This is a genomic window from Streptomyces sp. NPDC028928, from assembly GCF_055564915.1.
Genome location: NZ_JBVHVI010000001.1, coordinates 422,446 through 445,018 on the forward strand (window position 1 = coordinate 422,446; position 22,573 = coordinate 445,018).

Consider the following 22,573-nt stretch of genomic DNA (forward strand, 5'->3'; position numbering starts at 1 on the left):
GGGCGCGCCGCGGCACGTGGCTCAGGCGCCGCGCAGCCGCGCGAACCGTACGGCACAGCGGCGCAGCAACTCCTGCGCGGTGCGGACGTGGTGCGGGTCGCTCGGGCAGTGCGCTTCGAGGACCAGCCCCCCGGACGGCACGGGGCGCGCGGTCAACAGCAGGGCGAATCGTGTGGTGCGGTACTCGGGCTCGACGAACGACGCCTCCAGGCCGGTGAACCGAGGGGCGGCGCCGGTGGCGGCCCGCCCGTCCTGGTCGTCGTACACGAACATGACGTCCGCCAACGGGGCAGGCCGGTGGTACTCGTCGGGTGCGACACGGCGCACCACGTGCTCGAAAGGCAGCCGTGCGTTGGCCAGGGCCGCGAGGACCGAGGCCCGGCCGCGTTGGACGAGTTCCCGGTCACCGGGAGCACCGCCCACGTCGACGCGCAGCACCACCCGGTTCACGAAGCAGCCGATGACCTGGTGGGTGTCCGGTGTGTCGCGGCCCGACACCGACGAGGCCACCACGATGTCGGTGCGCCCGGTCAGTGCGCCGAGGACGTCCGCGAAGAGGGCGTACAGGGTCATGAAGGGGGTGGCGCCGGCCTGTCGGCCGATGGCGCGCACCCCGTCCATGACGCCGGCCGGGACGTCGACCCGCTGTACGACGCAGCGACGGCCGTCGGCGGGCAGGGGTGCGGGAGGCAGACCTGCCAGGGCCCGGACCCAGTGGCGCGCCTGCCGCTCGGCCTCCTCACCGGCCAGCCAGCGCCGCTGCCGGGCGGCGTGCTCGGCGAAGGGGGCGGGACGGGAGGCGGGCGCGGACCCGTTGTAGTGGGCCGCGAGGTCGTCGAGGAAGAGACGCATCGACCAGGCGTCGTTGGCGATCGCGTGGATGTCCGCCACCAGGACGTGCTCGTCCGGGCCGACGCGCAGCAGTGTGGTGTCCACGGGCGCCTGGCGTGCCAGGTCCCTGCCGCGCCGGTTGATGCGCTCGATCTCGCGCTGCACGCCACCGGGTCCGTCGGGAACCCGCACGAGGCGTGGCCCGCGGGCCGGCGCCGTATCGCGCATCTGCCACAACGCGCCGTCCTGCCGGCGGAAGGTGGAGGTGAGCAGGTCGTGCCGGTTCAGCACGGAGCGGACGGCCCGGCCGAGCGCGTCGGTGTCGAGCGGCCCGCGCAGCGAGAGGGCCCACGGCCACAGGTAGCGGGGGTCCGCGGGATCGGCCTGGTTGAGCTGCCAGTACCGCTCCTGCGCCGCCGTCGTGGGCGCGCGGCCCGCCGGTCGCCCGGCCGCCAAGGCCTCGATCAGGGCCCTCCGGTCAGACGAGAGCGCCTGGATGCGCGAGCGGGCATCGGCCACGGAGATCAGCTCCTTGTACGCGTGCGGCTCAGCGTGCCGGGGCGCGGTTTGCACACGGTTACGGCCGCCCGGGCGACCTCGGACACGGGTGGGGCTGCCCGGGTGACGTCGGACGGTTACGGCGGCCTGGCGGGCGTCGGCGGGCGATCGGCGGGGGGTGACGAACTCGACGGTGACGAACGCGGAGGGCGATGGCCGGGGGCCGGTGACCGCGGCGGACGACAACCGGGGCTGCGGCCTCAGGGGGTGGGCTGGTGTGAGGGTGGGCGGCCGAGCGGCTCGGGGGGCCTGCGGCCTGGAGGGCAGACGGCGTCGGCGGACCACAACCGGGCTGTCGCCTCGGAGAGTGGGAGGGCGGGGCGGGCCCGCAATCCTGGGGGACGGCGGCCTGGGGGACAGGCGACCGCGGTGGAGGACAACCGGGGCTGTCGCCTCGGAGGGTGGAAGGGCGGGGCGGGCCCGCAATCCTGGGGGACGGCGGCCTGGGAGACAGGCGACCGCGGCGGACGACAAACCGGGCCTGTCGGGTCGGAGAGTGGAAGGGTGGAGCGGCCCAGCGGTCCAGGGGCCGACGACCTGGGGAACAGGCGGCCTCGGCGGACGACAACAGGGCTGCCGAGCTCGACGGATGGGCGAGAGGAGCGGCCGCGCGGTCCAGGGGGCCGTGGGCGGGTGGGCGCGCGGTCCGGGGGCCCGGTAGCCAGGGGCCTGGGGCCTGGGGCCTGGGGAGCAGGCGGCCTCGGCGGGTGGGTACCGACCCGCGCGCCCGGGCGGTCGCCGCAAGGGCCGGTGGCCACGCCGACAGGCGTTGGGCGGAGGCCGGGCGGGCAGGCGGGCCGGAGGCCAGGGCCGGCAGGCGAAGCACGGACCGGCAGGCGAAGGCGAAGGCCAAGCCAGCAGGCGAAGCAGGACCGGCGGGCGGGGCACGGACTGGCAGGCGATGGCGAAGGCCAAGCCAGCGGGCGGGGCACGGACCGGCAGGCGAGGCGCGGACCAAGCCAGCAGGCGGGGCACAGACCGGCAGGCGAAGCACGAACCGGCAGGCAGCGGTGGGGGGTGGGCCGGCACGCGGGGCGCGGGCCGGCAGGTGAGGGGCGGCGTAACTTTCGGCTAACCGCCCGCGCTTAGCGTCCGTGCCCGTGTTCGAGTCGACAGGCCGCGCCGCCGGAGGCCGTGGCCCCGGGAGGATTCATGTCGCAGCGCAGCGGCACCTGGCTGTTGCGGGAACCGTCGGCCCACGCGGACGCCCGGCTGTTCGTCATGCCGTACAGCGGCGTCGGCGCCTCGGTGTTCCGGCACTGGCCCGAGCGGTTCGGGCCGCTGGAGGTGTGCCCGGTGCAGCCGCCCGGCCGGGAGAACCGGCTCGGCCACGCCCCGTACGAGACGTTCGAGGACTTCGGCAGGGACTGCGCGCGAGCGCTGCTGCCCTACACCGACCGGCCGTACGCCGTGTTCGGGCACTGCATGGGCGCCTTGCTGGCCCACGCTCTGGTCGCCGCGCTGGCCGCGGAGCGGGCCCCCGCTCCCCGGCGGCTCTTCGTGTCGTCGTCGCGTGTGCCGCACTGGCCGCCGGAGCGCCGCTACCGGATGCCCGCCCCCGGCGCCACCGGCGTCTACCACCCGTCGATGACAGACGACGAGCTGCGTGAACAGGTGCAGCGGGTCTCCCGCATGCTGGGTCAGGGAGAGCTGCACTCCGACCTGGTCCCGATGGCGCTGCGGGTGCTCAGGGCCGATCTGCGCATGTGCTTCGGCTACCGCCCCGCGGCGGCGGAACCGGTCAACTGCCCCGTGACGGCCATCAGCTGGCAGGACGACACCGATGTCCGCCCGGAGGAGATGACGTACTGGTCCGAATGCGGCCCGCTCAGCCCGCACACGCTGCCCGGCGGCAAGTGGTCGGTCCTCGACGCCACCGCGCCGCTGGCCGAGGTGATCGAGCGGGACTTCGGCCGGCCCCAGGAAGCCGACGTGCAGCGGAGGATGACGGTATGACCCCTCTGGTACGCCCCAGTGGTCCCGTGGAGGTACAAGGGGTGCGCACCGAGCCCGCCGAGATGGAGCGGGTACTGCTGGAGCACCCCTCGGTGGCCAGGGCGGCGGTCCGCGCCACGGACGCCGAACCCCGGCGTCTGATCGCCTTCGTGGCCCCGTCCGGTGACGCGCTGTCCCTGCGGGAGCTGCGGGAGCACCTGGCCGACGCGAAGCTCGTACCGGACCGTGAACCGGCCGCGGGCGTCCCGGAGTTCGTGGCCATGACGGCACGCGCTCACCAGTCGGACGCCGCCTGGACCGCGGACGGCCTCGCCCGCGCCCTGGAGGACCTGGCCCGCAGGCGAGCCCCCCATACACCGCCCGCCGGTCCCACCGAGCGGTACCTCGCGGGAGTCTGGGAGGACCTGCTCGCCGTCGACGCCATCGGTCTCGACGACGACTTCTTCTCGCTCGGCGGCCACTCGCTGCTCGCCGTGCGGGTGCGGATACGGCTGCAGCGGGACCTGGGGCTGGAGGTGCCGCCGGAGGTGCTGTTCGAGAACAGCGTGCTGCGGCACCAGGCCGACGCGGTGGACCGGGCGCGTGCCGGCGAGGCCGCGCACTGAGGCGCACGAGCCGCGTACTCGGGTGGAAAGCCACGCATGCGAGGCGGAGGAAAGGAGAAGACCGATGCCGGGGTCCCGCCCCATCCTGTCACCCGACGAGATCGACCGTCTCGACTTCGCCGACCGGGTCCTGCACTCGACGTGTGACCTCACCGAGGTGTGGCGTCACCTGCGCACGCACGAGCCGGTCCGCCGGCAGCCGCCGCGCGACGGGCTGGCCGGCTACTGGATGCTGACGGCCCACCGTGACGTGAGCGCCGTCTACCGCGACACCACGCACTTCACCTCCGAACGCGGCAACGTGCTCGACGCGCTGCGCGGAGGCGGGGACTCGGCGGGTCGTCGCATGCTGTCGCTGACCGACGGCGTCCGGCACACCGAGGTGCGCCAGATCCTCACCAAGACCTTCTCCCGGCGGGGCCTGGAGGCGCTGGGGGTACGCATCCGCGCGATGGCCCGGCAGCTGATCGGCCAGGCGCTGGAGCGCGGCACCTGCGACTTCGCGACGGACGTGGCGAAGGAGATCCCGCTCGCCGCGATCTGCGACCTGCTCGGCGTCCCGCACCGGGACCGCGAGCGCATCTTCGCCCTCACCTCGACCATGGTCGCCTCCGAGACCCCCGTCCTGACCCATGCCGACGCCTGGCGGGCCAAGAACGAGGTCCTGTACTACTTCGCCAACCTCTCCGAAGGACGGCGGACGGCCCCCGCCGACGACATCGTCACCCTGCTCACCTCGGCTCGTGTCAACGGCAGCGGTCTCACCGACGACGAGATCGTCTTCAACTGCTACAGCCTGATCCTCGGCGGCGGCGAGACCACGCGGATGGCCATCGGCGGAGCGGTGCTCGCGTTCCTCGACCACCCCGCCCAGTGGCAGGCGTGGCAGCGCGGCGAGGTCGCGGTGGAGACGGCCGTCGACGAGGTGCTGCGCTGGACCACTCCGTCCATGCACATGGCGCGCACCGTCGTACGAGACGTCACCGTCGGCGGCACGGACCTGCGGGCCGGCGACATCGTCACCCTGTGGAACGTGTCGGCCAACCGCGACGAGCAGGTCTTCGAACACCCCGACGACTTCCGCCTGTCGCGCAACCCGAACAAGCACGTCACCCTCGGCGGAGGCTCCCACTTCTGCCTCGGCTCCCATCTCGCGCGTCTGGAGATCGGCGCGGTCCTGGAATCCCTGCGCGACCTGGTCACCGACCTGGAACCGGCCGGCGAACCGGCCCGGATCTACTCCAACTTCCTCGGCGGAGTCTGCAGCGTTCCGGTGACCTTGAAGGGCCGCTGACAGGCATCCGGCGGGCCCTGGACGCGGTCGGCCTGCGCGACCCGACCCACGCGCGCGAGGTGACGGCGACGCGGACGCCCGGGCACCGCACCTGCCGCCCGGTCCCGGTCCCGGCAGCCGCTCGGTCGGGCACCAAGTGCCGTCTGCGAGAATGAGAGCCGTTCTCAGAGCGCCACGGTATGCGGTGCTCGTCGCCCAACAGGAGCACGCACGGTGTCGCCACAGCACGGAGCCCCCTCTTCCTCCGGGGGACGCCGACGGTCGTCCGCCGCCGGCGGGCAAGGACGCCGCCCGTCCCAGGCAGGTGAGCGCACGCGTCCGTCCGCAGGCCAGGGCCGCGACGGCGGTAGCCCGATGAGCAAGGACCGGGAGCGCGGCACCGCGGGCCAGGGCCTCACGAGCCGGCAGGCCGAGAAGGGCCGGCCCACCCCCGAGCACCGCCCGGACTCCAAGGAGCAGGACCGCAGGCCGCCCCGGCCACGGGGGCGGGAACACGCGGCGCCCCGAAGCGGCAAGGCCTCGGAGGACCGCAAGGATCTGCAGGCCGACTGCGCCAACTGCTTCGGGCTGTGCTGCGTGGCGCTGCCCTTCGCCCGCTCAGCCGACTTCGCCGTCGACAAGCCCGCCGGCCAGCCCTGTTCGAACCTCCGGCAGGACTTCCGCTGCGGCATCCACGCGCAGCTGCGCGACAAGGGCTACCCGGGCTGCACCGTCTTCGACTGCTTCGGCGCCGGGCAGAAGGTGTCCCAGACCACCTTCGGGGGCACAGACTGGCGTCAGGCGCCGAAGACGGCGCGCTCCATGTTCCAGGTCTTCCCCGTCATGCGGCAGCTGCACGAGCTGCTCTGGTACGTCACCGAGGCCCTCGGCCTCGCACCGGCCCGCCCCGTCCACAAGGAGCTGCGGAAGGCGCTGGCCCACATCGACGGTCTGACCCGCGGCAGCGCCGAGTCGATCGCCCGGCTGGACGTGAACGCGCTGCGCGGCGAGGTCAACACACTGTTGCTGCGGGCCGGCGAGCTGGCCCGGGCCCAGGTCCCGGGCCGTAAGAAGAACCACCGGGGAGCCGATCTGATCGGCGCGAAACTTTCCGGCGCCGACCTCAGGGGGGCGAGCCTGCGCGGCGCCCTCCTCGTCGCCGCCGACCTCAGCGAGGCCGATCTGCGCGACGCCGACCTGATCGGGGCCGACCTCCGGGACGCCGACCTGAGCGGCGCGGACCTCACCGGCGCGCTGTTCCTCACCCAGGCGCAGCTGAACGCGGCCAAGGGCGACGCGGCCACCGTACTGCCCCCGGCGCTCAGCCGGCCCGCGCACTGGTAGGCGCGGGGAATCCGCCGACAGCGGAAAAGTCACCGATGTCCGTCAGGACACCGGTTGGCCGTGACCGCCGTTGAAGGCCGCCTGCCAGGATGGCCGCATGGGGAAGAACACCGCGGTGCATCGACTTGACCTGGGCTACTTCGTCCGCCCCGCCGCAGAGACCGGTGGCCCGCAACCGCGGGTGGAACCCGTGCTCGCCTACCTGGTGGAGCATGATCAGGGCCTGATCCTCTTCGACACCGGCATCGGCAACGCGGACCCCGAGACGGAAGCGCACTACCGCCCCCGTCGCCGTCCGCTGCAAGACGCCCTCTCCGAGGCGGGGGCCGGCCTCTGCGACATCTCCCTTGTCGTCAACTGCCACCTGCACTTCGACCACTGCGGCGGGAATCCCCTCCTGGGCGGCAAGCCCATCCTGGTCCAGGACGTGGAGCTGGCCACGGCCCGCCGCGGCGACCACACCTTCGCCGAACTCGTCGACTTCCCCGGCGCGACCTACGAGGAGCTCGCCGGCGAGGCGGAGGTCCGGCCGGGAATCTGGATCATCCCGACCCCAGGACACACCCAGGGGCATCAGTCCCTCGTCGTTCGGCGAAGCGACGGCACCGTGATCCTCGCCGGGCAGGCACACGACTTCGCGTCCCAGTTCGCCTCGGACCACCTCGCCCGCCAAGCAACACTGCACGGTCCGGAAGAGCCGCTCCCCGCCTACCAGCCCTGGCTCGAACGGCTCGCCGACTTCGACCCACGCCGCGTCCTCTTCGCCCACGACTGCTCGGTCTGGGAACCGGCGCGCAGTACGTTCTAGCGCGGACGCGGGGCGCAGACGCCTACAACCCGTCCCGAACGTCAGATGACGCCGCGGATCGCCGCCTCGAACCCTTCCACGTGTCCCGCGGCGAGGGCTGCGGCCTTCTCGGCGTCGCCGTCGATGATCGCGCGCAGCAGGGGACCGTGCTCGTGCACATGGCCCGCCAGGCCGGGCAGCCGGTCGAGGAACAGGCACCAGATACGGGTGGCCAGGTTGTCGTACCTGATCAGGGTGTCCTCAAGGTAGGGATTCCGGGTCGCGGCGTAGATGGCACGGTGCACGGTCATGTCGAGCCGGATCAGGTCGGTGCGGCCGTCGGGCGCGTCCGCCAGCCGGGCCAGCAGACGGTCGAGGCCTGCTCGGTCGGCGTCGCCGGCGCGCTGGGCCGCGATGCTCGCGGCGAGGGGCTCCAGCTGCTTGCGGACCTCTGAGATGTGTCCGAGGTCGGCGATCTGCACCTCGGTGGCGAAGGTTCCGCGCCGTGGGTAGGAGACGATGAGGCGCTCGTGCTCCAGTCGCTTGAGGGCCTCCCGGACCGGAGTGCGTCCGAAGCCGAGTTCGGCGGCGATCCGGTCGTCGTTGACGGGTTCTCCGGGGCGGATCTGGAGGGTCACCAGACGGTCCGAGACGGACCGGTAGGCCTGATCGGCCAGCGTTCCCTCGCCGCCCTGACCAGCGACGGTCGACGCAGTCACCCGAAACCCTCCCTTGACGTGACCGGATCCGTGCTCTTAGCGTAGCGCAACAGCGCGATTGATATATCAGTCGTCTTTCAGTCGCTCCGCAGGGAGGTCCCATCGCCACCGCGAGCGAGAACGCCCGACCGACCGGTTCCCGCCGCACCCCGCCGATCCGCACCTCGCGGCCCAGGAGGCTGCTCAGTGACGCACCCGCCTGACAACACTCCGGCCACGCCCGGAGACGTCCTGCCCGTCCACCCCGGCTTCCTGTGGCGCAACCCCGACCCCAAGCCGTCCTACGACGTCGTCATCGTCGGGGGCGGCGGACACGGCCTGGCCACCGCCTACTACCTGGCCGAGAACCACGGCATCACCAATGTGGCCGTCCTGGAGAAGGGCTGGCTCGCGGGCGGCAACATGGCCCGCAACACCACCATCATCCGCTCCAACTACCTGTGGGACGAGAGCGCCGGCATCTACGAGCACGCGCTGAAGCTGTGGGAGACCCTCGAAGAGGACCTCGACCACCCCATCCTCTTCAGCCAGCGCGGCGTACTCAACCTCGCCCACAGCCCGCAGGACATCCGCGACAGCAAGCGCCGCGTCCACGCCAACCAGCTCAACGGCATCGACGCCGAGTGGCTGGAGCCGGACGAGGTCGCCAAGGTCTGCCCCATCGTCAACGTCTCCCCCGACGTGCGCCACCCCGTGCTCGGCGCGACCTACCAGCCGCGCGCGGGCATCGCCAAGCACGACTACGTGGCCTGGGGGTTCGCCCGCAGGGCCGACGGCCACGGCATCGACCTGATCCAGGACTGCGAAGTCACCGGCCTCGACATCCGGGACGGCCGGGTGCGAGGCGTGCGGACCACGCGCGGCTCCATCGCCGCGGGCAAGGTCGCCCTCGCCGCGGCCGGGCACTCCTCGGTGCTGGCGTCCATGGCCGGCCTGCGGCTGCCGCTGCAGAGCCACCCCCTGCAGGCCCTGGTCTCGGAGCTGCTCGAACCGGTGCACCCGACCGTCGTGATGTCCAACGCCGTGCACGTGTACGTCTCCCAGGCCCACAAGGGCGAACTCGTCATGGGGGCCGGCATCGACAGCTACAACGGCTACGGACAGCGCGGCTCCTTCCACATCCTGGAACGCCAGATGGCCGCCGCGCTGGAGCTGTTCCCCGTGTTCGCCCGCGCCCACATGCTGCGCACCTGGGCCGGCATCGTCGACGTCACCCCGGACGCCTCCCCCATCGTCGGCCTGACCCCCGTCGAGGATCTCTACCTCAACTGCGGCTGGGGCACCGGCGGTTTCAAGGCCACACCGGGCGTCGGCTGGTGCTTCGCGCACACCATCGCCACCGGCGAACCGCACCCCTACAACGCGCCCTTCACCCTTGCCCGCTTCACCACCGGCGCCCTGGTCGACGAGCACGGCGCGGCCGCCGTCGCCCACTGACGTCCGCACCGACCGAGGAGGTTCACATGCAGCTCATAGCCTGCCCCTGGTGCGGTGAGCGCGAAGAGATCGAATTCCACTACGGCGGGCAGGCGCACGTCGCCTACCCCGACGACCCGTACGCGCTCGATGACGCACAGTGGGCCCAGTACGTCTTCTTCCACGACAACCCCAAGGGCCCGTTCGCCGAGCGGTGGGTGCACGCGGCCGGCTGCCGGCGCTGGTTCAACGCCCTGCGCGACACGGTCACCCACGAGTTCCTCGCGGTCCACGACATCCCCGGGCGGCACACAGGCCAGGAGGCCGGCTGATGAACACCCCGTTCCGTGCCCACGGCCACGGCCGCATCGACCGCGACACCATCCTGTCCTTCACCTTCGACGGCACCGCCTACACCGGGCACCCCGGCGACACCCTCGCCTCGGCCCTGCTCGCCAACGGCGTGCACCACGTGGCCGACAGCATCACGTACGGACGGCCGCGCGGCGTCCTGGCCGCCGGAGCCGAAGAGCCCAACGCGCTCGTGCAGATCGAGGCCCCCTTCCCTGAGCCCATGCTCACGGCCACCACCGTGGAGCTGTACGACGGCCTCGTCGCCCGGGGCCTTTCCGGCCAGGGCCGCCTGAGCAGCCGGCCGGACCCGGCGCGCTACGACACCATGCACGCCCACGGTGAGCTCCTGGTCGTCGGCGCCGGCCCGGCCGGACTGGCCGCCGCGCTGGCGGCCGCCCGGGCCGGAGTCCGTGTGATCGTCGTCGACGAACTCCCCCGGCCCGGCGGGTCGTTGCTCGGCAGTCAGGAGATGCTCGACGGCAGACCCGCGACCGAGTGGGTCGACGAGGTCGTCGCGGAGCTCGACGCCTGCCCCGACGTCCGCCTGCTGCGGCGCACCACCGCGTTCGGTCACTACGACGACGGACTCGTCATGGCCCTGGAGAAGCGCACGGACCACCTCGGTGCCGCAGCACCCGCTCATGTCTCGCGGCAACGGGTCTGGCGCATCCGCGCCAAGCAGGTCGTGTACGCCACCGGAGCCTACGAGCGCCCGGTCGCCTTCGACGACAACGACCGCCCCGGGATCATGCTGGCCGGCTCGGCACGCACCTACCTCAACCGCTTCGGCGTCCTGCCCGGACAGCGGGCCGTCGTGTTCACCACGAACGACAGCGCCTACCCGGCAGCGCTCGAACTGGCCGACGCGGGCGTGCGGATCGCCGCGGTGATCGACGCCCGCGAGGACGTGCCCGCGCACTGGCGGGCAGTATGCGTCGAACGGGGCGTCGACGTGCGCGCGGGCCACGTCGTCACCGGCACCAGCGGCGTGCAACGGGTCTCCCGTGCCCACGTCGCCCCCTTCCGCCGAGGTCGCGTCGGGGACCGGCAGGGAATCGACTGCGATCTGCTGCTCGTCTCCGGCGGCTGGAACCCGGCCGTGTCCCTGTTCAGCCAGGCCCGCGGCGGCCTGCGCTACGACGCCGGGACCGGGGCCTTCCTGCCCGCGCAGGCGCTGGACAGCGTCCGTACGGCGGGATCGGCGAGCGGTACCTTCACCCTGGCCGGCTGTCTGGCCGACGGCGTGGACGCCGCCGGACGGGCCCTGTCGGCGCTCGGCAGGCCCGGTCAGACGATCGCCCTGCCGACCCCCGGTCCCCTGCCGGAGGAGGCACCCGGCCGGGTGCTGTGGCGGGTCCCGAGCCGACGGGACGGTCAGGACGGCGCGCACCAGTTCGTCGACCTGCAGCGGGACGCCCTCGTCTCCGACGTGCTGCGGGCGACCGGGGCCGGCCTGAAGTCGGTGGAGCACGTCAAGCGTTACACCACGATCGGCACCGCCCATGACCAGGGCCGGACATCGGGCGTGATGACCTCGGGCATCGTCGCGGAGGCACTCGGGGTGGACATCGCCGACCTCGGCACCACGCGCTTGCGCCCGCCCGCCGTGCCCGTGGCCTTCGCCGCCCTCGCGGGCCGCAACCGCGGGGAACTGTTCGACCCCGTCCGGGTGACCGCGCTGCACCCCTGGCATGTCGAACACGGCGCCCTGTTCGAGAACGTCGGCCAGTGGAAGCGCCCCTGGTACTACCCGCAGGCGGGCGAGACCATGGAGGAGGCCGTGCTGCGCGAGTGCCGGGCCGCCCGCACCGGCGTCGCGATGATGGACGGCTCCACGCTCGGAAAGATCAACGTGCAGGGCCCGGACGCCGGCGTACTGCTGGACCGGCTCTACACGAACCTGATGAGCACACTCAAGGTGGGCCGGATCCGGTACGGCGTGATGTGCGGCGTCGACGGCATGGTCCTCGACGACGGCACCGTCGTCCGGGTGGCCGAGCGGGAGTTCCTGCTGACCACGACCACCGGCAACGCGGCCAGGGTCCTGGAGTGGATGGAGGAGTGGCTGCAGACGGAGTGGCCCGACCTGCGCGTGCACCTCACCTCCGTCACCGAGCACTGGGTGACCATCCCCCTGGCCGGCCCCCGCTCCCGCGACGTGCTGGCACAGGTGGCCCCCGGTCTGGACGTCGGCAACGACGCCTTCCCGTTCATGTCCTGGCGCGACGCGGACGTCGCCGGCATCCCGGCGCGGGTGTGCCGTATCAGCTTCTCCGGTGAACTCGCCTACGAGATCAACGTCCCCGCCTGGCACGGCATCACCGCGTGGAAGGCCCTGTACGCGGCGGGCAGCCCGTTCGGCATCACGCCGTACGGCACCGAGACCATGCACGTGCTGCGCGCCGAGAAGGGCTACCCGATCATCGGGCAGGACACCGACGGCACCGTCACCCCGCAGGACCTGGGCATGTCATGGGTCGTGTCCAGGAAGAAGCCGGACTTCGTCGGCAAGCGGTCCTTCACCCGGGCGGAGAACCTCCGCCGCGACCGCAAGCAGCTGGTGGGCCTGCTGCCGGCCGACGAGCGGGTCCTGCTGCCCGAGGGCGCCCAGATCATCGCCACCAGCGACGTCCCGGAGCCGCCGGTCCCCATGCTGGGACACGTCACCTCCAGCTACCGCAGCGACGCCCTGCGGCGGACGTTCGCGCTCGCCCTGGTGCGCTCCGGAACCGAGCGCATCGGCGACACCCTCTACGTCCCGCTGGACGGCCGGACCGTGCCGGTGACCGTGACCGACCCCGTGCTCTTCGACAAGGAGGGAACTCGCCGTGACGGTTGAGACGCCCACGCGCTTCAGTCCGCTGGCCGCATGGCAGGACCGCCTGGCGCGGCTGCCCACCGGAGTGCGGGTCCGGGAACTGCCCTTCCTGACCCAGATCACGCTGCGGGTGGAGCCCGGCAGCGCTGCCGCCGAGGCCGTCGAGGCGTCCTTGGGCGTGGCGCTGCCGGGGCCCGTGCGCGCTGAGATGTCGGGCGACGTCAAGGTGCTGTGGACGGGCCCGGACGAATGGCTGCTGGTGGCCCCGGACGGCCGGCGGCAACAGCTCCTCGCCCAGCTGAGGTCGGCCGTCGGGGACGCGTTCGCCACGGTCACCGACGTCTCGGCGCAGCGCACCACGCTGGCCCTGTCCGGACACCTCGTCCGCGAGGTGCTGGCCCAGGGGTGCGCCATCGATCTGGACCCCCGGGTGACGCCGGTCGGCGCATGTCTGACGACGCTGCTGGCACAGGCCCCGGTCACCCTGGTGGTACGGGGCGAGGCAGCCTCCGGTGTCTGGCTGCTGGTCCGTTCCTCGTTCGCGTCCTACCTGGCGGCCTGGCTCGTGGACGCCTGCACGGAACACCGGGACGACACCGGATGACCTCCACCGCTCACCAGGTCCCGCCTCCCCCGGCCTCACACAGCTACCGGTGCTCGGGATTCTCGTAGTCGTGGCGGCAGCCGGCGTCCCAGGCGGTGCGCTGGTTGCCGTAGGCGGGGATGCCACCCAGGTCCTTCAGCGCCCGCGCCATGTGGAGCAGGTTCCAGGTCATGAACGTGGTGTTGCGGTTGGTGAAGTCGTTCTGCGGTCCGCCCGAGCCGGGGTCCAGGTAGGACGGGCCGGGCCCCGCCTCGCCGATCCATCCCGCGTCCGCCTGGGGCGGGATGGTGTACCCCAGGTGTTGCAGGCTGTAGAGGACGTTCATGGCGCAGTGCTTGACGCCGTCCTCGTTCCCGGTGATCAGACAGCCGCCGACACGGCCGTAGTAGGCGTACTGACCGGCATCGTTGAGCAGACTGGAACAGGCGTAGAGGCGTTCGATCACCTGCTTCATCACGGAGCTGTTGTCGCCCAGCCAGATCGGGCCGGCCAGCACGAGGATGTCGGCCGCCATGACCTGCCGGTACAGGTCCGGCCAGGCGTCCGTCTTCCAGCCGTGCTCCCTCATGTCGGGCCACACACCGGTGGCGATGTCATGATCCACCGCCCGCACGACGTCGACGCGTACGCCCTGGGCACCCATGATGCCCGTGCTCCGGTCGATCAGCCCCTGGGTGTTGCTCGTCTCCGGAGAGCGCTTGAGGGTGCAGTTGATCACCAGGGCCCGCAGGTCGTCGTAACGGGCCGGAGGCGTGTCGTCGGCGGGCGACGAAGCGGTCACACGGTCCTCCCAGGGCCTTGCCGCCACCCCTCGCGGGCGGCGCGTCCACATGCAGATCAAGCCTGCGGACCGCGCTCGGCGGGCGCCACCGCAACGCCTCCGAACGGCCTCCTCGTCCGGCGGCGGCGAACGGCCGGGCCGACGGCGTCCGCGCACGCGCCGGTCGCCTGGCCATCAGGGGCTGCCGTGGTCGCGGGCGTAGGCGGCGAGGACCTGCTGCCGCGTGCCGCCGGTGCGCAGGAAGCGCTGGTCGAGCACGAGGGCCAGGTCGTCGAGGGCGGTGGCGAGCACGGCGGCGCCGCCCGACGTGGTCCGCCGGGCCCGTTCGGCGAGGTCGGTGGCGTAGCCGAGAGTGAGCGCCAACGAGGTGTCGCCGGGGCCGTCGTGGAAGTAGTAGGACTCCGGGTACTGGAGAAAGTCCACGCACGTACGGGCGATGTCAGCGGCGAGTTGACCGAGGACGACCGACTCCACGTCGGACTCCGGACGACCCGCCGTCGGATCGGCACGGCGCAGCTGCGAGATGCGCAGTGCCAGGGCCCGCCTGCGGGCCAGAGCCGGATAGATGCCCAGGATCCAGGAAACGGTGGCGGTCAGCAGCGCGAAGCCGATCAGCGCCTCCAACGGCGCGACGATACGCAGCCAGTCGGCGGCGGGGGCGATGTCACCGAGGCCGAGCGTGGCCACGGTCACCAGGGAGAGGTACAGGGCGTCCACCGGGCCGGCGTGCTCGGACGGCCTCAGCGCACCGCTGAAGGAGAACGCCTCCGGCATGTGGGGCCAGTACACGAGAGCCCAGCCCACGGCCATCGCGCAGGCCCACGTGGCCACCACGGTCACCATGCCGACGGGCCCGGCCAGCCCGGCGGCCCTGTTGCTCCTGCGCGTTCTGGTCGACAAGCGCCACAACAACGTCATGACGACCCTGCTCAGGCCGCCGTGCCGGGTGGGATGCCACAGCGTGTGGAACACGTCCCGCAGGATGATCAGCACCACCAACGCGCCGACCAGGGTGACCAGCCATTCCATAGCTCCTCCTCGGGCTCGCCCGCCTCGGGTCCAGCATCGAACGATCCCCTGCCGGACACGGTCACGCGCCACGCCCGGCCTGCCGTGTCCCGGCAGGGAGGAGGTGTACGTGTGCATCCATCCGGAGCCGGCCGGCGGGCGCGCGCCGACCGGGGGACGGACGCTGTACGGGGTGGACCTCGCGCCGTGAAGGGGCGGACAGGGACGCCTCGGCCCGAGGGGTGGCCCGAACGGCCCTGTCGGGTACCCGCCGGTCCGCCGGATGGTGAGCTGTGCCCCCGGGCACTCCGTGCACCACCGCCCGTCCGATCCGGAAGGACCCCGATGTCCCTCGACACCCAGCAGGCGCTCACCGAACTCACGGACGTGGAACTCGCGGAACTGGACGCCCACTGGCGCGCCGCCAACTACCTCGCGGTGGGCCAGATCTACCTCATGGCCAACCCTCTGCTGACCGAGCCGCTGCGGCCCGAACACGTCAAGCCGCGCCTGCTCGGCCACTGGGGCACCTCCCCCGGCCTCAACCTGGTCCACACCCATCTGAACCGCGTCGTCAAGGCCCGCGGCCTGGACGCCGTGTGCATCTGGGGACCCGGCCACGGCGGCCCCGCCGTCCTGGCGAACTCCTGGCTGGAGGGGTCGTACACCGAGACCTATCCGGACATCACCCGGGACGCGGCCGGGATGGCCCGGCTGTTCCGGCAGTTCTCCTTCCCGGGCGGGGTGCCCAGTCATGTCGCCCCCGAGACCCCCGGCTCGATCCACGAAGGCGGCGAACTCGGCTACTGCCTGTCGCACGCCTACGGCGCGGCCTTCGACAACCCGGACCTGCTGGTCGCCTGTGTGATCGGCGACGGTGAGGCGGAGACCGGGCCGCTGGCCGCCTCCTGGCACGGGAACAAGTTCCTCGACCCGGTCCATGACGGCGCCGTGCTGCCGGTCCTGCACCTGAACGGCTACAAGATCGCCAACCCGACGGTGCTCTCCCGCCTGCCCGAGGCCGAACTGGACGAACTCCTCAGGGGCTACGGCCACGAGCCGATCCACGTCACCGGCGACGAACCGGCCGCCGTCCACCGTGCGATGGCCGCGGCCATGGACACCGCCGTCGACCGCATCGCCGCCTTCCAGCGAGCCGCCCGCGAGGACGGCGCCACCGAGCGGCCCCGCTGGCCGGTGATCGTCCTGCGCACCCCCAAGGGCTGGACCGGGCCGGCCGAGGTCGACGGAGTGCCGGTGGAGGGCACCTGGCGTGCCCACCAGGTGCCGCTGGCCGCCGTCCGGGACGACCCCGAGCACCTGCGCCTGCTGGAGCAGTGGCTGCGCTCCTACCGGCCCGAGGAACTGTTCGACGAACACGGCGCCCCGCGCGCGACCGTCCTGGCCTGCGTCCCCGAGGGCACCCGCCGGCTCGGCGCCACCCCGCACGCCAACGGCGGACTCCTGCTGCGCGAGCTGCCGCTGCCGCCACTGGACCGGTACGCCGTGGCCGTCGACAAGCCCGGCGCGACGCTGCACGAGCCGACCCGCGTGCTCGGTGACATGCTCCAGGACGTCATGGCGGCCACCGCCGGCCGGCGCGACTTCCGGCTCGTCGGCCCCGACGAGACCGCCTCCAACCGGCTCCAGGCCGTCTACGCGGCCAGCGGCAAGGCCTGGCAGGCCGCCACCCTCGACGTGGACGAGCACCTCGACCCGCACGGCCGCGTGATGGAGATCCTCTCCGAACACACCTGCCAGGGCTGGCTGGAGGGCTACCTCCTGACCGGCCGGCACGGGCTGTTCTCCTGCTACGAGGCGTTCGTGCACATCGTGGACTCGATGGTCAACCAGCACATCAAGTGGCTGCGCACCACCCGCCGCCTGCCCTGGCGCGCCCCCATCGCCTCCCTGAACTACCTGCTGACCTCGCACGTGTGGCGCCAGGACCACAACGGCTTCTCCCACCAGGACCCCGGTTTCGTGGACCACGTGCTGAACAAGAGCCCGGAGGTGGTACGGGTCTACCTGCCGCCGGACGCCAACACCCTGCTGTCGGTCGCCGACCACGTGCTCCGCAGCCGCGACTACGTCAACGTCGTCGTGGCCGGCAAGCAGCCCTGCTTCGACTGGCTGTCGATGGAGGAGGCCAGGGTCCACTGCGCCCGCGGCGCCGGCATCTGGCCGTGGGCCGGCACCGAGGACGGCACCCGGGACCCGGACGTCGTACTGGCTTGCGCGGGTGACGTACCCACCCAGGAGGTCCTGGCCGCAGCCCAGTTGCTGCGCCGCCACCTGCCCCAGCTGGTGGTGCGGGTGGTGAACGTCGTGGACATCGCCCGGCTGCTGCCGAGCGAGGAGCACCCGCACGGCATGAGCGACTTCGAGTACGACGGGCTGTTCACCGCCGACAGGCCGGTGGTCTTCGCTTACCACGGCTACCCGTGGCTGATCCACCGCCTGGCCTACCGGCGTACCGGCCACCCCAACCTGCACGTGCGCGGCTACAAGGAGATCGGCACCACGACCACCCCGTTCGACATGGTGGTCCGCAACGACCTGGACCGCTACCGCCTGGTCATGGACGTCATCGACCGCGTCCCCGGCCTCGCGGTGCGGGCGGCGGCCGTACGCCAGCACATGGAGGACACCCGGCAACGTCATCACGTCTGGATCCGCGAGCACGGCACGGACCTGCCGGAGGTCGCGGACTGGACCTGGAACGGCTGAACGGCACCGGCGTGCGGTTCCTGGCGGGAATCAGGGCCCGTCCGCCCTGGTGCCGGGCTGTGCGGCGGGACCGTATCCCGATGACGGAGCGCGAGCAGGCGGGCACCGACGGCCCAGGTTTTGCCGAACGCCGGCCGACCGCGCCGGGCGCGCCGCGATCGGTCATGGTGGACACAGCAGGCGACACAGGAGCAGGCCCGCGGTCCGCACCGGTGCGGACCGGCTGCCCGAGGAGTGAGGGACCATGGCGGAACACCGAGAACCGCGACAGACGCCGTCGACGGCTGTGCCACGGGGCGACCTCGGCCGCCGCATCGAGCGGCGGCGAAGGGAGCTGGGCCTCACCCTGGAGGACCTGGCGTTCCGGGCGGCCATGGCCCCGAGCTATCTCGCCCACCTGGAGCAGCACAGCACCGCGGCGCCGGAGGCCGGCACGCTGCTCAGGCTGGCCGGGGCCCTGCGGACCGACCCCACGGAACTCGGCGGAGGCTATGTCGACCTGCCGCCGGGCATCGGGCAGGCCGCCAGGTCACCGCGCCTGACCGAACTGGGCGAGGAGGACTGCCGCCGGCTGCTGTCGACACACGGCGTGGGCAGGATCGCGGTGTCCACCGAGGCGGCGCCCCTCATCGTCCCGGTCAACTACAGCGTCGTCGACGACGCCGTCGTCTTCCGGACCCAGCCGGGCACGGTCTCCCTCCAGGGGCTCGGCCGCGAGGTGGCCTTCGAGGTCGACCGCGTGGACGACGCGCTCAGCCAGGGCTGGAGCGTCGTGGTGCGCGGACATGCCGAGACGGTGACCGACCCAGACGCCGTACGCCGCCTCACCGAGCAGGCGCACAGCGCGCCCTGGGCCGGCGGGGAGCGCGACGTCTGGGTACGCATCGACATCACCGGCCTGACCGGCCGCCGCATCGACACCTGGTGACCCCGCCCGGCCAGGGCGGACGGACCGAGGGCCGGCGCCTCACGGCACCGGCCCTCGGATTCATCAGCAGGTGTTCGGCAGGTCTTGCCCGCCGGACCTCAGATGGCGCGAACGCGTGCGGCCTGCGGACCCTTGGGGCCCTGGACGACCTCGAACTCCACGTGCTGGTTCTCCTCGAGGCTACGGAAGCCGTGGCCCTCGATCTCGGAGTAGTGCACGAAGAGGTCCGGTCCGCCGGCCTGGGCGATGAAGCCGAAGCCCTTCTCCGCGTTGAACCACTTGACGGTTCCCTGAGTCATTTCTCGCTCCTTGCAGGGGCTGGGGTGCGGGACCCGCACCGTGCGGTGTCCCGGGCCGGCCTGGACGCGACTTCTCCAGTTCCCTGAAGGAAGGCGGCGCCCGCGACATCGTTCTTCGCGAGCGTGCGGTGAAACACAGACACAAAAACTACGACCGCTGTGTCCAACCGGGCCCCCACCGGATTCATTCCCGCCTGCGGAAGCGGCGTGATGGAGGTCACACTCATGCGGCACCTGGGGCGCGGTGTCTTCGGGGCAGTGGGCCGCGAGTCAGCTGGTCGGTGGGCGGCGGTCGGCCCAGGGGTGGGCCTGTTCAAGGGTGTGTGCCACCTGGAGGAGGAGGTCCTCCCGCCATGGCGCGGCGACGATCTGGACGCCGACGGGCAGGCCGGTCGCCTCGTCGTGGTGGAGGGGGACGGAGATCGCCGGTTGGCCGGTGACGTTGAACACCGAGGTGAACACTCCCATGGGGTAGCTGTTCAGCAGTGCCCGCAGGGGATCCTCGTCGGTGCCCGCCCGCCAGGCACCGACGAGCGGCGGGAGACATGCCATCGTGGGCGTCACCAGGAGGTCGAAGCCGGCGAGGAAGCCCTCGACCATGCGCCGCGACAGCTCTTGGGTCTTCTTCACGCCTTCCACGTAGGCCCACGAGTCGACCGATCGCGCGGCGTCACGCAGGGCGCGGTTGTGGGGCTCGACACGGTCGGGGTCCGCGAGCGCGATCCCGGCGCCGCCGGTGTTCCAGATGGTCGTGAAGGCGACGACCAACTCGTCGGTCGGGGGCAGCGGAAGGCGGGTGTCCACGACATGGTGGCCGGCCGCTTCGAGCGCGCGAAGCGTCGGCTCGACGGCCGCCGTGCACGCCGGGTCCACGCTGATCCCGTCCAACGGCGAGTCGGTGAGCACACCGATCCGCAGCCCGGCCGTCGGCGGTTTCCTCAGTGCGGCGGTGAAGGAGCCGTGCCGGGTCGGGGGCGACCACCACGCGCCGGGATCGTGGCGCGCGAGCACGTCGAGCGCGGCCGCGGTGTCCGCCACCGAGCGGGTGAGCACGCCGCTGGTGCCGAGACCCTCGGCGCTCACGGTCGCGTTGGTGATCAGGCCGCGCGTGGGTTTGAGCCCGACGAGCCCGTTGCACGAGGCGGGGATGCGGATCGACCCGCCGCCGTCCTCGGCGTGGGCGAGGGGCGCCATCCCGGTGGCGACGGCGATGCCCGCCCCGCTGGACGAGCCGCCCGGTGTGCGGTCCGGGTCCCAGGGGTTGCGCGAGATGCCGAGGGCTTCGCTCTCGGTGAAGGGCAGGGTGCCGAACTCGGAGGTGGTGGTCTTGCCGAGCAGGACGAACCCGGCGTCCACGAAGCGTTGCACGACCGGGTCGGACACCGCGGCCGGCGCCGGGCTCGCGCCGGCGGAGCCGTGGCTGGTGGGCCATCCGGCCACGTCGAGCAGGTCCTTGACCGGCAGCGGGACGCCGTGGAACGGCGGGAGGTCTTCCGGCGACGCCGCCCGCGCCACGGCGTCGGCTGCGGCGGAGGCGGCCTTGCGGACGTCGTCGTCGGCGCGATGACAGAAGGCGTTCAGGCGGGGGTCGAGCGCGTTGATCCGCTCCAGGCAGCCCTCGGCCACCTCGACCGGACTCACCTCCTTGCGGCGTATGGCCGCGGCCAGCTCCACGGCCGGCGTGAACGGGTCGATCGGCGAACGCATCAGCAACGGTCCTTTCCCGGTGGGGAGTTCATGGCAGGCCGTCAGTGTTGTCGCGTCCGCGACACCGCGTCTTGGACGAATGTTCCGTAGCCTGAGGCCATGCGATCCACCGAGCCGGCTCATGACGCTGCCGCGGTGTGGGACATCACCACCCCGTCGCGGCCCGGTCGGCTGCCGGGGGTCAGCATGGCCGGGTTCCGCGCTCGTACGACGGACCCCGTCGATCTGGGCGTGGTCCCGTACCCGGCGGTCACGGTGGCCGTCAACCTGGGCGACGGGCCGCTCGCCGTAGACCACGTCAACGGCCGGCGGCAGGACGACAGTCTCGTCGTCGGACTCGCGCCCGGCGGTGTCCGAGGGAGCGGCCAGGACATCGAGTGCCTGCAGCTACGGCTGTCGCCCGTGCTCGCACACTCGGTGCTGGGCGCCTCCTGGGAGCTGAGCGGGACGGTGGTCTCCCTCGACGACCTCTGGGGCCGCGACGCGGCGCGCGTCCAGGAGCGGCTGCGCGCGGCCGGGTCGTGGGACGACCGGTTCGCGATCGCGGAGGCGGCGCTCGCTCGACGCCACGAGGCGGGCCGGCCGGTCGATCCGGAAGTCGCCTTCGCCTGGCGGCACATGCTGGTGAACCCGGGGGCGGTCCGGATCGAGCGGCTGGCGGCCGAGGCCGGTTGGAGCCGTAAGCGTCTGTGGTCCCGGTTCCGTTCCCAGGTCGGCCTCACTCCCAAGCGCGCGGCTCAGCTCGTCCGCTTCGACCACGCGGCTCACCGACTCGCCTCCGGTCACAGCGCCGCCCGGGTCGCGGCGGAGATCGGCTACGCCGACCAGTCCCACCTCCATCGCGAGGTCATGGCCTTCGCAGGGGCGACCCCGACGGCTGTCGCGGCGGCACCGTGGCTGGCGGTCGATGACATCGCATGGTCCGCCCCCGCGTACCTGTCCGGGGAATCGGTTTCACGGTGGTCACCCTTTGGCCGACCGTGACCGAGCCGTTGACGGGGATCGTCGAGGTGTACGACGCGGCGGCGACCGTCCCCGAGGAGCCGTTCCGGGTCGGCATCTGAAGGAGCTGCTGCCCATCGTGTACGACCCCACGGTGGGCGAGACGATCACCCTTCGGAGTGCGGTTGCGCGGGTGTGCCGCGGGGCTGGGGGTAGTGGTCGGCGATCGCGCGGTCGAGCTGCTGTGTGCGGAATCAGCTGCGTACCGCCCAGGCGCGGCGGGCCGGGCCTACGCCGTATCGGCGGGGCCGGGCGGGCTCAGGGCGTGTGGCGCACGTCGGGGTCGCCGGTACTGCAACCCTTGTCGTCCATGGATGTCACCACCTTCTACGCCCTCTTCTCCGCGACCTGCTTCACCTTGGTCGGCCTGTGGTGGAACGTCGTTCAGAGTCATGCCGACTGGATGGGCGACCCCGCCCAGCGCCGGATCGTCGGCGGGGTCTACCTGTCCTTCCTGCTGCCCGCCCTGATGGGCTTGTTCGCCCAGGTCGGCGGAACCGAGCAGCCGCTGATCTGGCGAGCGGCCTTCACCGCCCTCGCGGTAGTCGGCTGCGGATGCACCCTGCGGCTGCTGGCCCGCACGCGCGGCGACAGTTTCGTCGCCTGGCAGCAGGCCGGCGCCACCGTGCTCTACTGCGTGATCGCGGTCGTCGGCGTGGCCCCCGAACTCGCCGGTCATGTCCGGCTGCGCCCCATCCAGGCCGAGGCGCTCATGCTCATTGCCCTGATCATCGTGGGCCACGCCCTTGTCTGGCGCTTCATGGCGGGAGAGGGTCGCGCCGCGGAGGAGGAGTGATCGTGGTGGCCGGCCCGCACGGGGACGGCACCTGATGCGGGACCAGACGCTGGGCAA

General features: G+C 72.3%; 17 protein-coding genes and 1 pseudogene. 12 read left to right on the plus strand and 6 right to left on the minus strand.

Going from position 1 to position 22,573, the window contains the following annotated elements; genetic code table 11:
- Positions 1–21: 21 nt before the first annotated feature.
- Positions 22–1,350, minus strand: coding sequence for a condensation domain-containing protein (locus ACZ4U1_RS01880; RefSeq protein WP_467898362.1), 1,329 nt, complete (start codon positions 1,348–1,350; stop codon positions 22–24).
- A 1,191-nt stretch (positions 1,351–2,541) separates the two neighbouring features.
- On the opposite strand from ACZ4U1_RS01880, the gene ACZ4U1_RS01885 reads away from it, so the two are divergent.
- The 5 genes from ACZ4U1_RS01885 to ACZ4U1_RS01905 all read left to right on the plus strand — a co-directional run bounded on the left by ACZ4U1_RS01885 (position 2,542) and on the right by ACZ4U1_RS01905 (position 7,375).
- A complete protein-coding gene (locus tag ACZ4U1_RS01885) occupies positions 2,542–3,345 on the plus strand; it encodes a thioesterase II family protein (protein WP_467898365.1) in 804 nt (267 codons plus the stop codon).
- Positions 3,342–3,950 (plus strand): phosphopantetheine-binding protein, encoded by a 609-nt coding sequence (locus tag ACZ4U1_RS01890; protein ID WP_467898368.1) that lies wholly within the window; start codon positions 3,342–3,344, stop codon positions 3,948–3,950. Before ACZ4U1_RS01885 ends, ACZ4U1_RS01890 begins: the two co-directional genes overlap by 4 nt.
- A 64-nt stretch (positions 3,951–4,014) precedes the next feature.
- Positions 4,015–5,244 (plus strand): cytochrome P450, encoded by a 1,230-nt coding sequence (locus ACZ4U1_RS01895; protein WP_467898371.1) that lies wholly within the window; start codon positions 4,015–4,017, stop codon positions 5,242–5,244.
- 354 nt (positions 5,245–5,598) lie between these two features.
- Positions 5,599–6,567, plus strand: a complete 969-nt coding sequence (locus ACZ4U1_RS01900; protein WP_467898374.1) for a pentapeptide repeat-containing protein — start codon at positions 5,599–5,601, stop codon at positions 6,565–6,567.
- Between the two features lie 97 nt (positions 6,568–6,664).
- Positions 6,665–7,375 (plus strand): N-acyl homoserine lactonase family protein, encoded by a 711-nt coding sequence (locus ACZ4U1_RS01905; RefSeq protein WP_467898376.1) that lies wholly within the window; start codon positions 6,665–6,667, stop codon positions 7,373–7,375.
- Positions 7,376–7,416: 41 nt separating this feature from the next.
- On the opposite strand, the gene ACZ4U1_RS01910 is transcribed toward ACZ4U1_RS01905, so the two are convergent.
- Entirely contained in the window at positions 7,417–8,073 is a 657-nt protein-coding gene (locus tag ACZ4U1_RS01910; RefSeq protein ID WP_467898379.1) for a GntR family transcriptional regulator, read from the minus strand.
- A gap of 186 nt (positions 8,074–8,259) precedes the next feature.
- Between ACZ4U1_RS01910 and ACZ4U1_RS01915 the strand changes: the two genes are divergently transcribed.
- From ACZ4U1_RS01915 to ACZ4U1_RS01925, 3 genes and pseudogenes are all read left to right on the plus strand, one after another.
- Positions 8,260–9,510, plus strand: coding sequence for a sarcosine oxidase subunit beta family protein (locus ACZ4U1_RS01915; RefSeq protein ID WP_467898382.1), 1,251 nt, complete (start codon positions 8,260–8,262; stop codon positions 9,508–9,510).
- A gap of 26 nt (positions 9,511–9,536) precedes the next feature.
- A pseudogene (locus ACZ4U1_RS01920) lies at positions 9,537–12,682 on the plus strand (sarcosine oxidase subunit delta family protein).
- Complete coding sequence (locus ACZ4U1_RS01925; RefSeq protein WP_467898384.1) at positions 12,672–13,265, plus strand: sarcosine oxidase subunit gamma; 594 nt, start codon at positions 12,672–12,674, stop codon at positions 13,263–13,265. The pseudogene ACZ4U1_RS01920 and the gene ACZ4U1_RS01925 overlap by 11 nt, the downstream one beginning before the upstream one ends.
- Before the next feature lie 43 nt (positions 13,266–13,308).
- Here ACZ4U1_RS01925 and ACZ4U1_RS01930 read toward each other — a convergent pair whose 3' ends face one another.
- Entirely contained in the window at positions 13,309–14,046 is a 738-nt protein-coding gene (locus ACZ4U1_RS01930; RefSeq protein WP_467898387.1) for a flavodoxin family protein, read from the minus strand.
- 174 nt (positions 14,047–14,220) lie between these two features.
- Positions 14,221–15,075, minus strand: a complete 855-nt coding sequence (locus tag ACZ4U1_RS01935; RefSeq protein ID WP_467898390.1) for a potassium channel family protein — start codon at positions 15,073–15,075, stop codon at positions 14,221–14,223.
- Between the two features lie 324 nt (positions 15,076–15,399).
- Between ACZ4U1_RS01935 and ACZ4U1_RS01940 the strand changes: the two genes are divergently transcribed.
- Both ACZ4U1_RS01940 and ACZ4U1_RS01945 read left to right on the plus strand, forming a co-directional pair.
- Entirely contained in the window at positions 15,400–17,784 is a 2,385-nt protein-coding gene (locus ACZ4U1_RS01940) for a phosphoketolase family protein (protein WP_467898392.1), read from the plus strand.
- A gap of 244 nt (positions 17,785–18,028) precedes the next feature.
- Positions 18,029–18,712 carry a helix-turn-helix domain-containing protein gene (locus ACZ4U1_RS01945; RefSeq protein ID WP_467898395.1) on the plus strand — a complete coding sequence of 228 codons (684 nt, stop codon included), beginning with the start codon at positions 18,029–18,031 and terminating at the stop codon, positions 18,710–18,712.
- A 98-nt stretch (positions 18,713–18,810) separates the two neighbouring features.
- Here ACZ4U1_RS01945 and ACZ4U1_RS01950 read toward each other — a convergent pair whose 3' ends face one another.
- Both ACZ4U1_RS01950 and ACZ4U1_RS01955 read right to left on the minus strand, forming a co-directional pair.
- Positions 18,811–19,011 (minus strand): cold-shock protein, encoded by a 201-nt coding sequence (locus ACZ4U1_RS01950; RefSeq protein WP_467898398.1) that lies wholly within the window; start codon positions 19,009–19,011, stop codon positions 18,811–18,813.
- A 270-nt stretch (positions 19,012–19,281) separates the two neighbouring features.
- A complete protein-coding gene (locus tag ACZ4U1_RS01955; RefSeq protein WP_467898400.1) occupies positions 19,282–20,718 on the minus strand; it encodes an amidase in 1,437 nt (478 codons plus the stop codon).
- A 99-nt stretch (positions 20,719–20,817) separates the two neighbouring features.
- Between ACZ4U1_RS01955 and ACZ4U1_RS01960 the strand changes: the two genes are divergently transcribed.
- Entirely contained in the window at positions 20,818–21,702 is an 885-nt protein-coding gene (locus tag ACZ4U1_RS01960) for a helix-turn-helix domain-containing protein (RefSeq protein WP_467898403.1), read from the plus strand.
- A 328-nt stretch (positions 21,703–22,030) separates the two neighbouring features.
- Positions 22,031–22,516: a hypothetical protein gene (locus ACZ4U1_RS01965; protein ID WP_467898406.1), complete on the plus strand. Its 486-nt coding sequence runs from the start codon at positions 22,031–22,033 to the stop codon at positions 22,514–22,516.
- Positions 22,517–22,573: the final 57 nt, after the last annotated feature.

What these genes read in the sequence shown, in the direction of transcription:
- ACZ4U1_RS01950 (WP_467898398.1), bottom strand. Translation starts at nt 19,011, where the DNA reads ATGACTCAGGGAACCGTCAAGTGGTTCAACGCGGAGAAGGGCTTCGGC.
- ACZ4U1_RS01895 (WP_467898371.1), top strand. Translation starts at nt 4,015, where the DNA reads ATGCCGGGGTCCCGCCCCATCCTGTCACCCGACGAGATCGACCGTCTC.
- ACZ4U1_RS01935 (WP_467898390.1), bottom strand. Translation starts at nt 15,075, where the DNA reads ATGGAATGGCTGGTCACCCTGGTCGGCGCGTTGGTGGTGCTGATCATC.
- ACZ4U1_RS01965 (WP_467898406.1), top strand. Translation starts at nt 22,031, where the DNA reads ATGGATGTCACCACCTTCTACGCCCTCTTCTCCGCGACCTGCTTCACC.
- ACZ4U1_RS01940 (WP_467898392.1), top strand. Translation starts at nt 15,400, where the DNA reads ATGTCCCTCGACACCCAGCAGGCGCTCACCGAACTCACGGACGTGGAA.
- ACZ4U1_RS01905 (WP_467898376.1), top strand. Translation starts at nt 6,665, where the DNA reads ATGGGGAAGAACACCGCGGTGCATCGACTTGACCTGGGCTACTTCGTC.
- ACZ4U1_RS01890 (WP_467898368.1), top strand. Translation starts at nt 3,342, where the DNA reads ATGACCCCTCTGGTACGCCCCAGTGGTCCCGTGGAGGTACAAGGGGTG.
- ACZ4U1_RS01960 (WP_467898403.1), top strand. Translation starts at nt 20,818, where the DNA reads ATGCGATCCACCGAGCCGGCTCATGACGCTGCCGCGGTGTGGGACATC.
- ACZ4U1_RS01955 (WP_467898400.1), bottom strand. Translation starts at nt 20,718, where the DNA reads ATGCGTTCGCCGATCGACCCGTTCACGCCGGCCGTGGAGCTGGCCGCG.
- ACZ4U1_RS01900 (WP_467898374.1), top strand. Translation starts at nt 5,599, where the DNA reads ATGAGCAAGGACCGGGAGCGCGGCACCGCGGGCCAGGGCCTCACGAGC.
- ACZ4U1_RS01885 (WP_467898365.1), top strand. Translation starts at nt 2,542, where the DNA reads ATGTCGCAGCGCAGCGGCACCTGGCTGTTGCGGGAACCGTCGGCCCAC.
- ACZ4U1_RS01945 (WP_467898395.1), top strand. Translation starts at nt 18,029, where the DNA reads ATGGCGGAACACCGAGAACCGCGACAGACGCCGTCGACGGCTGTGCCA.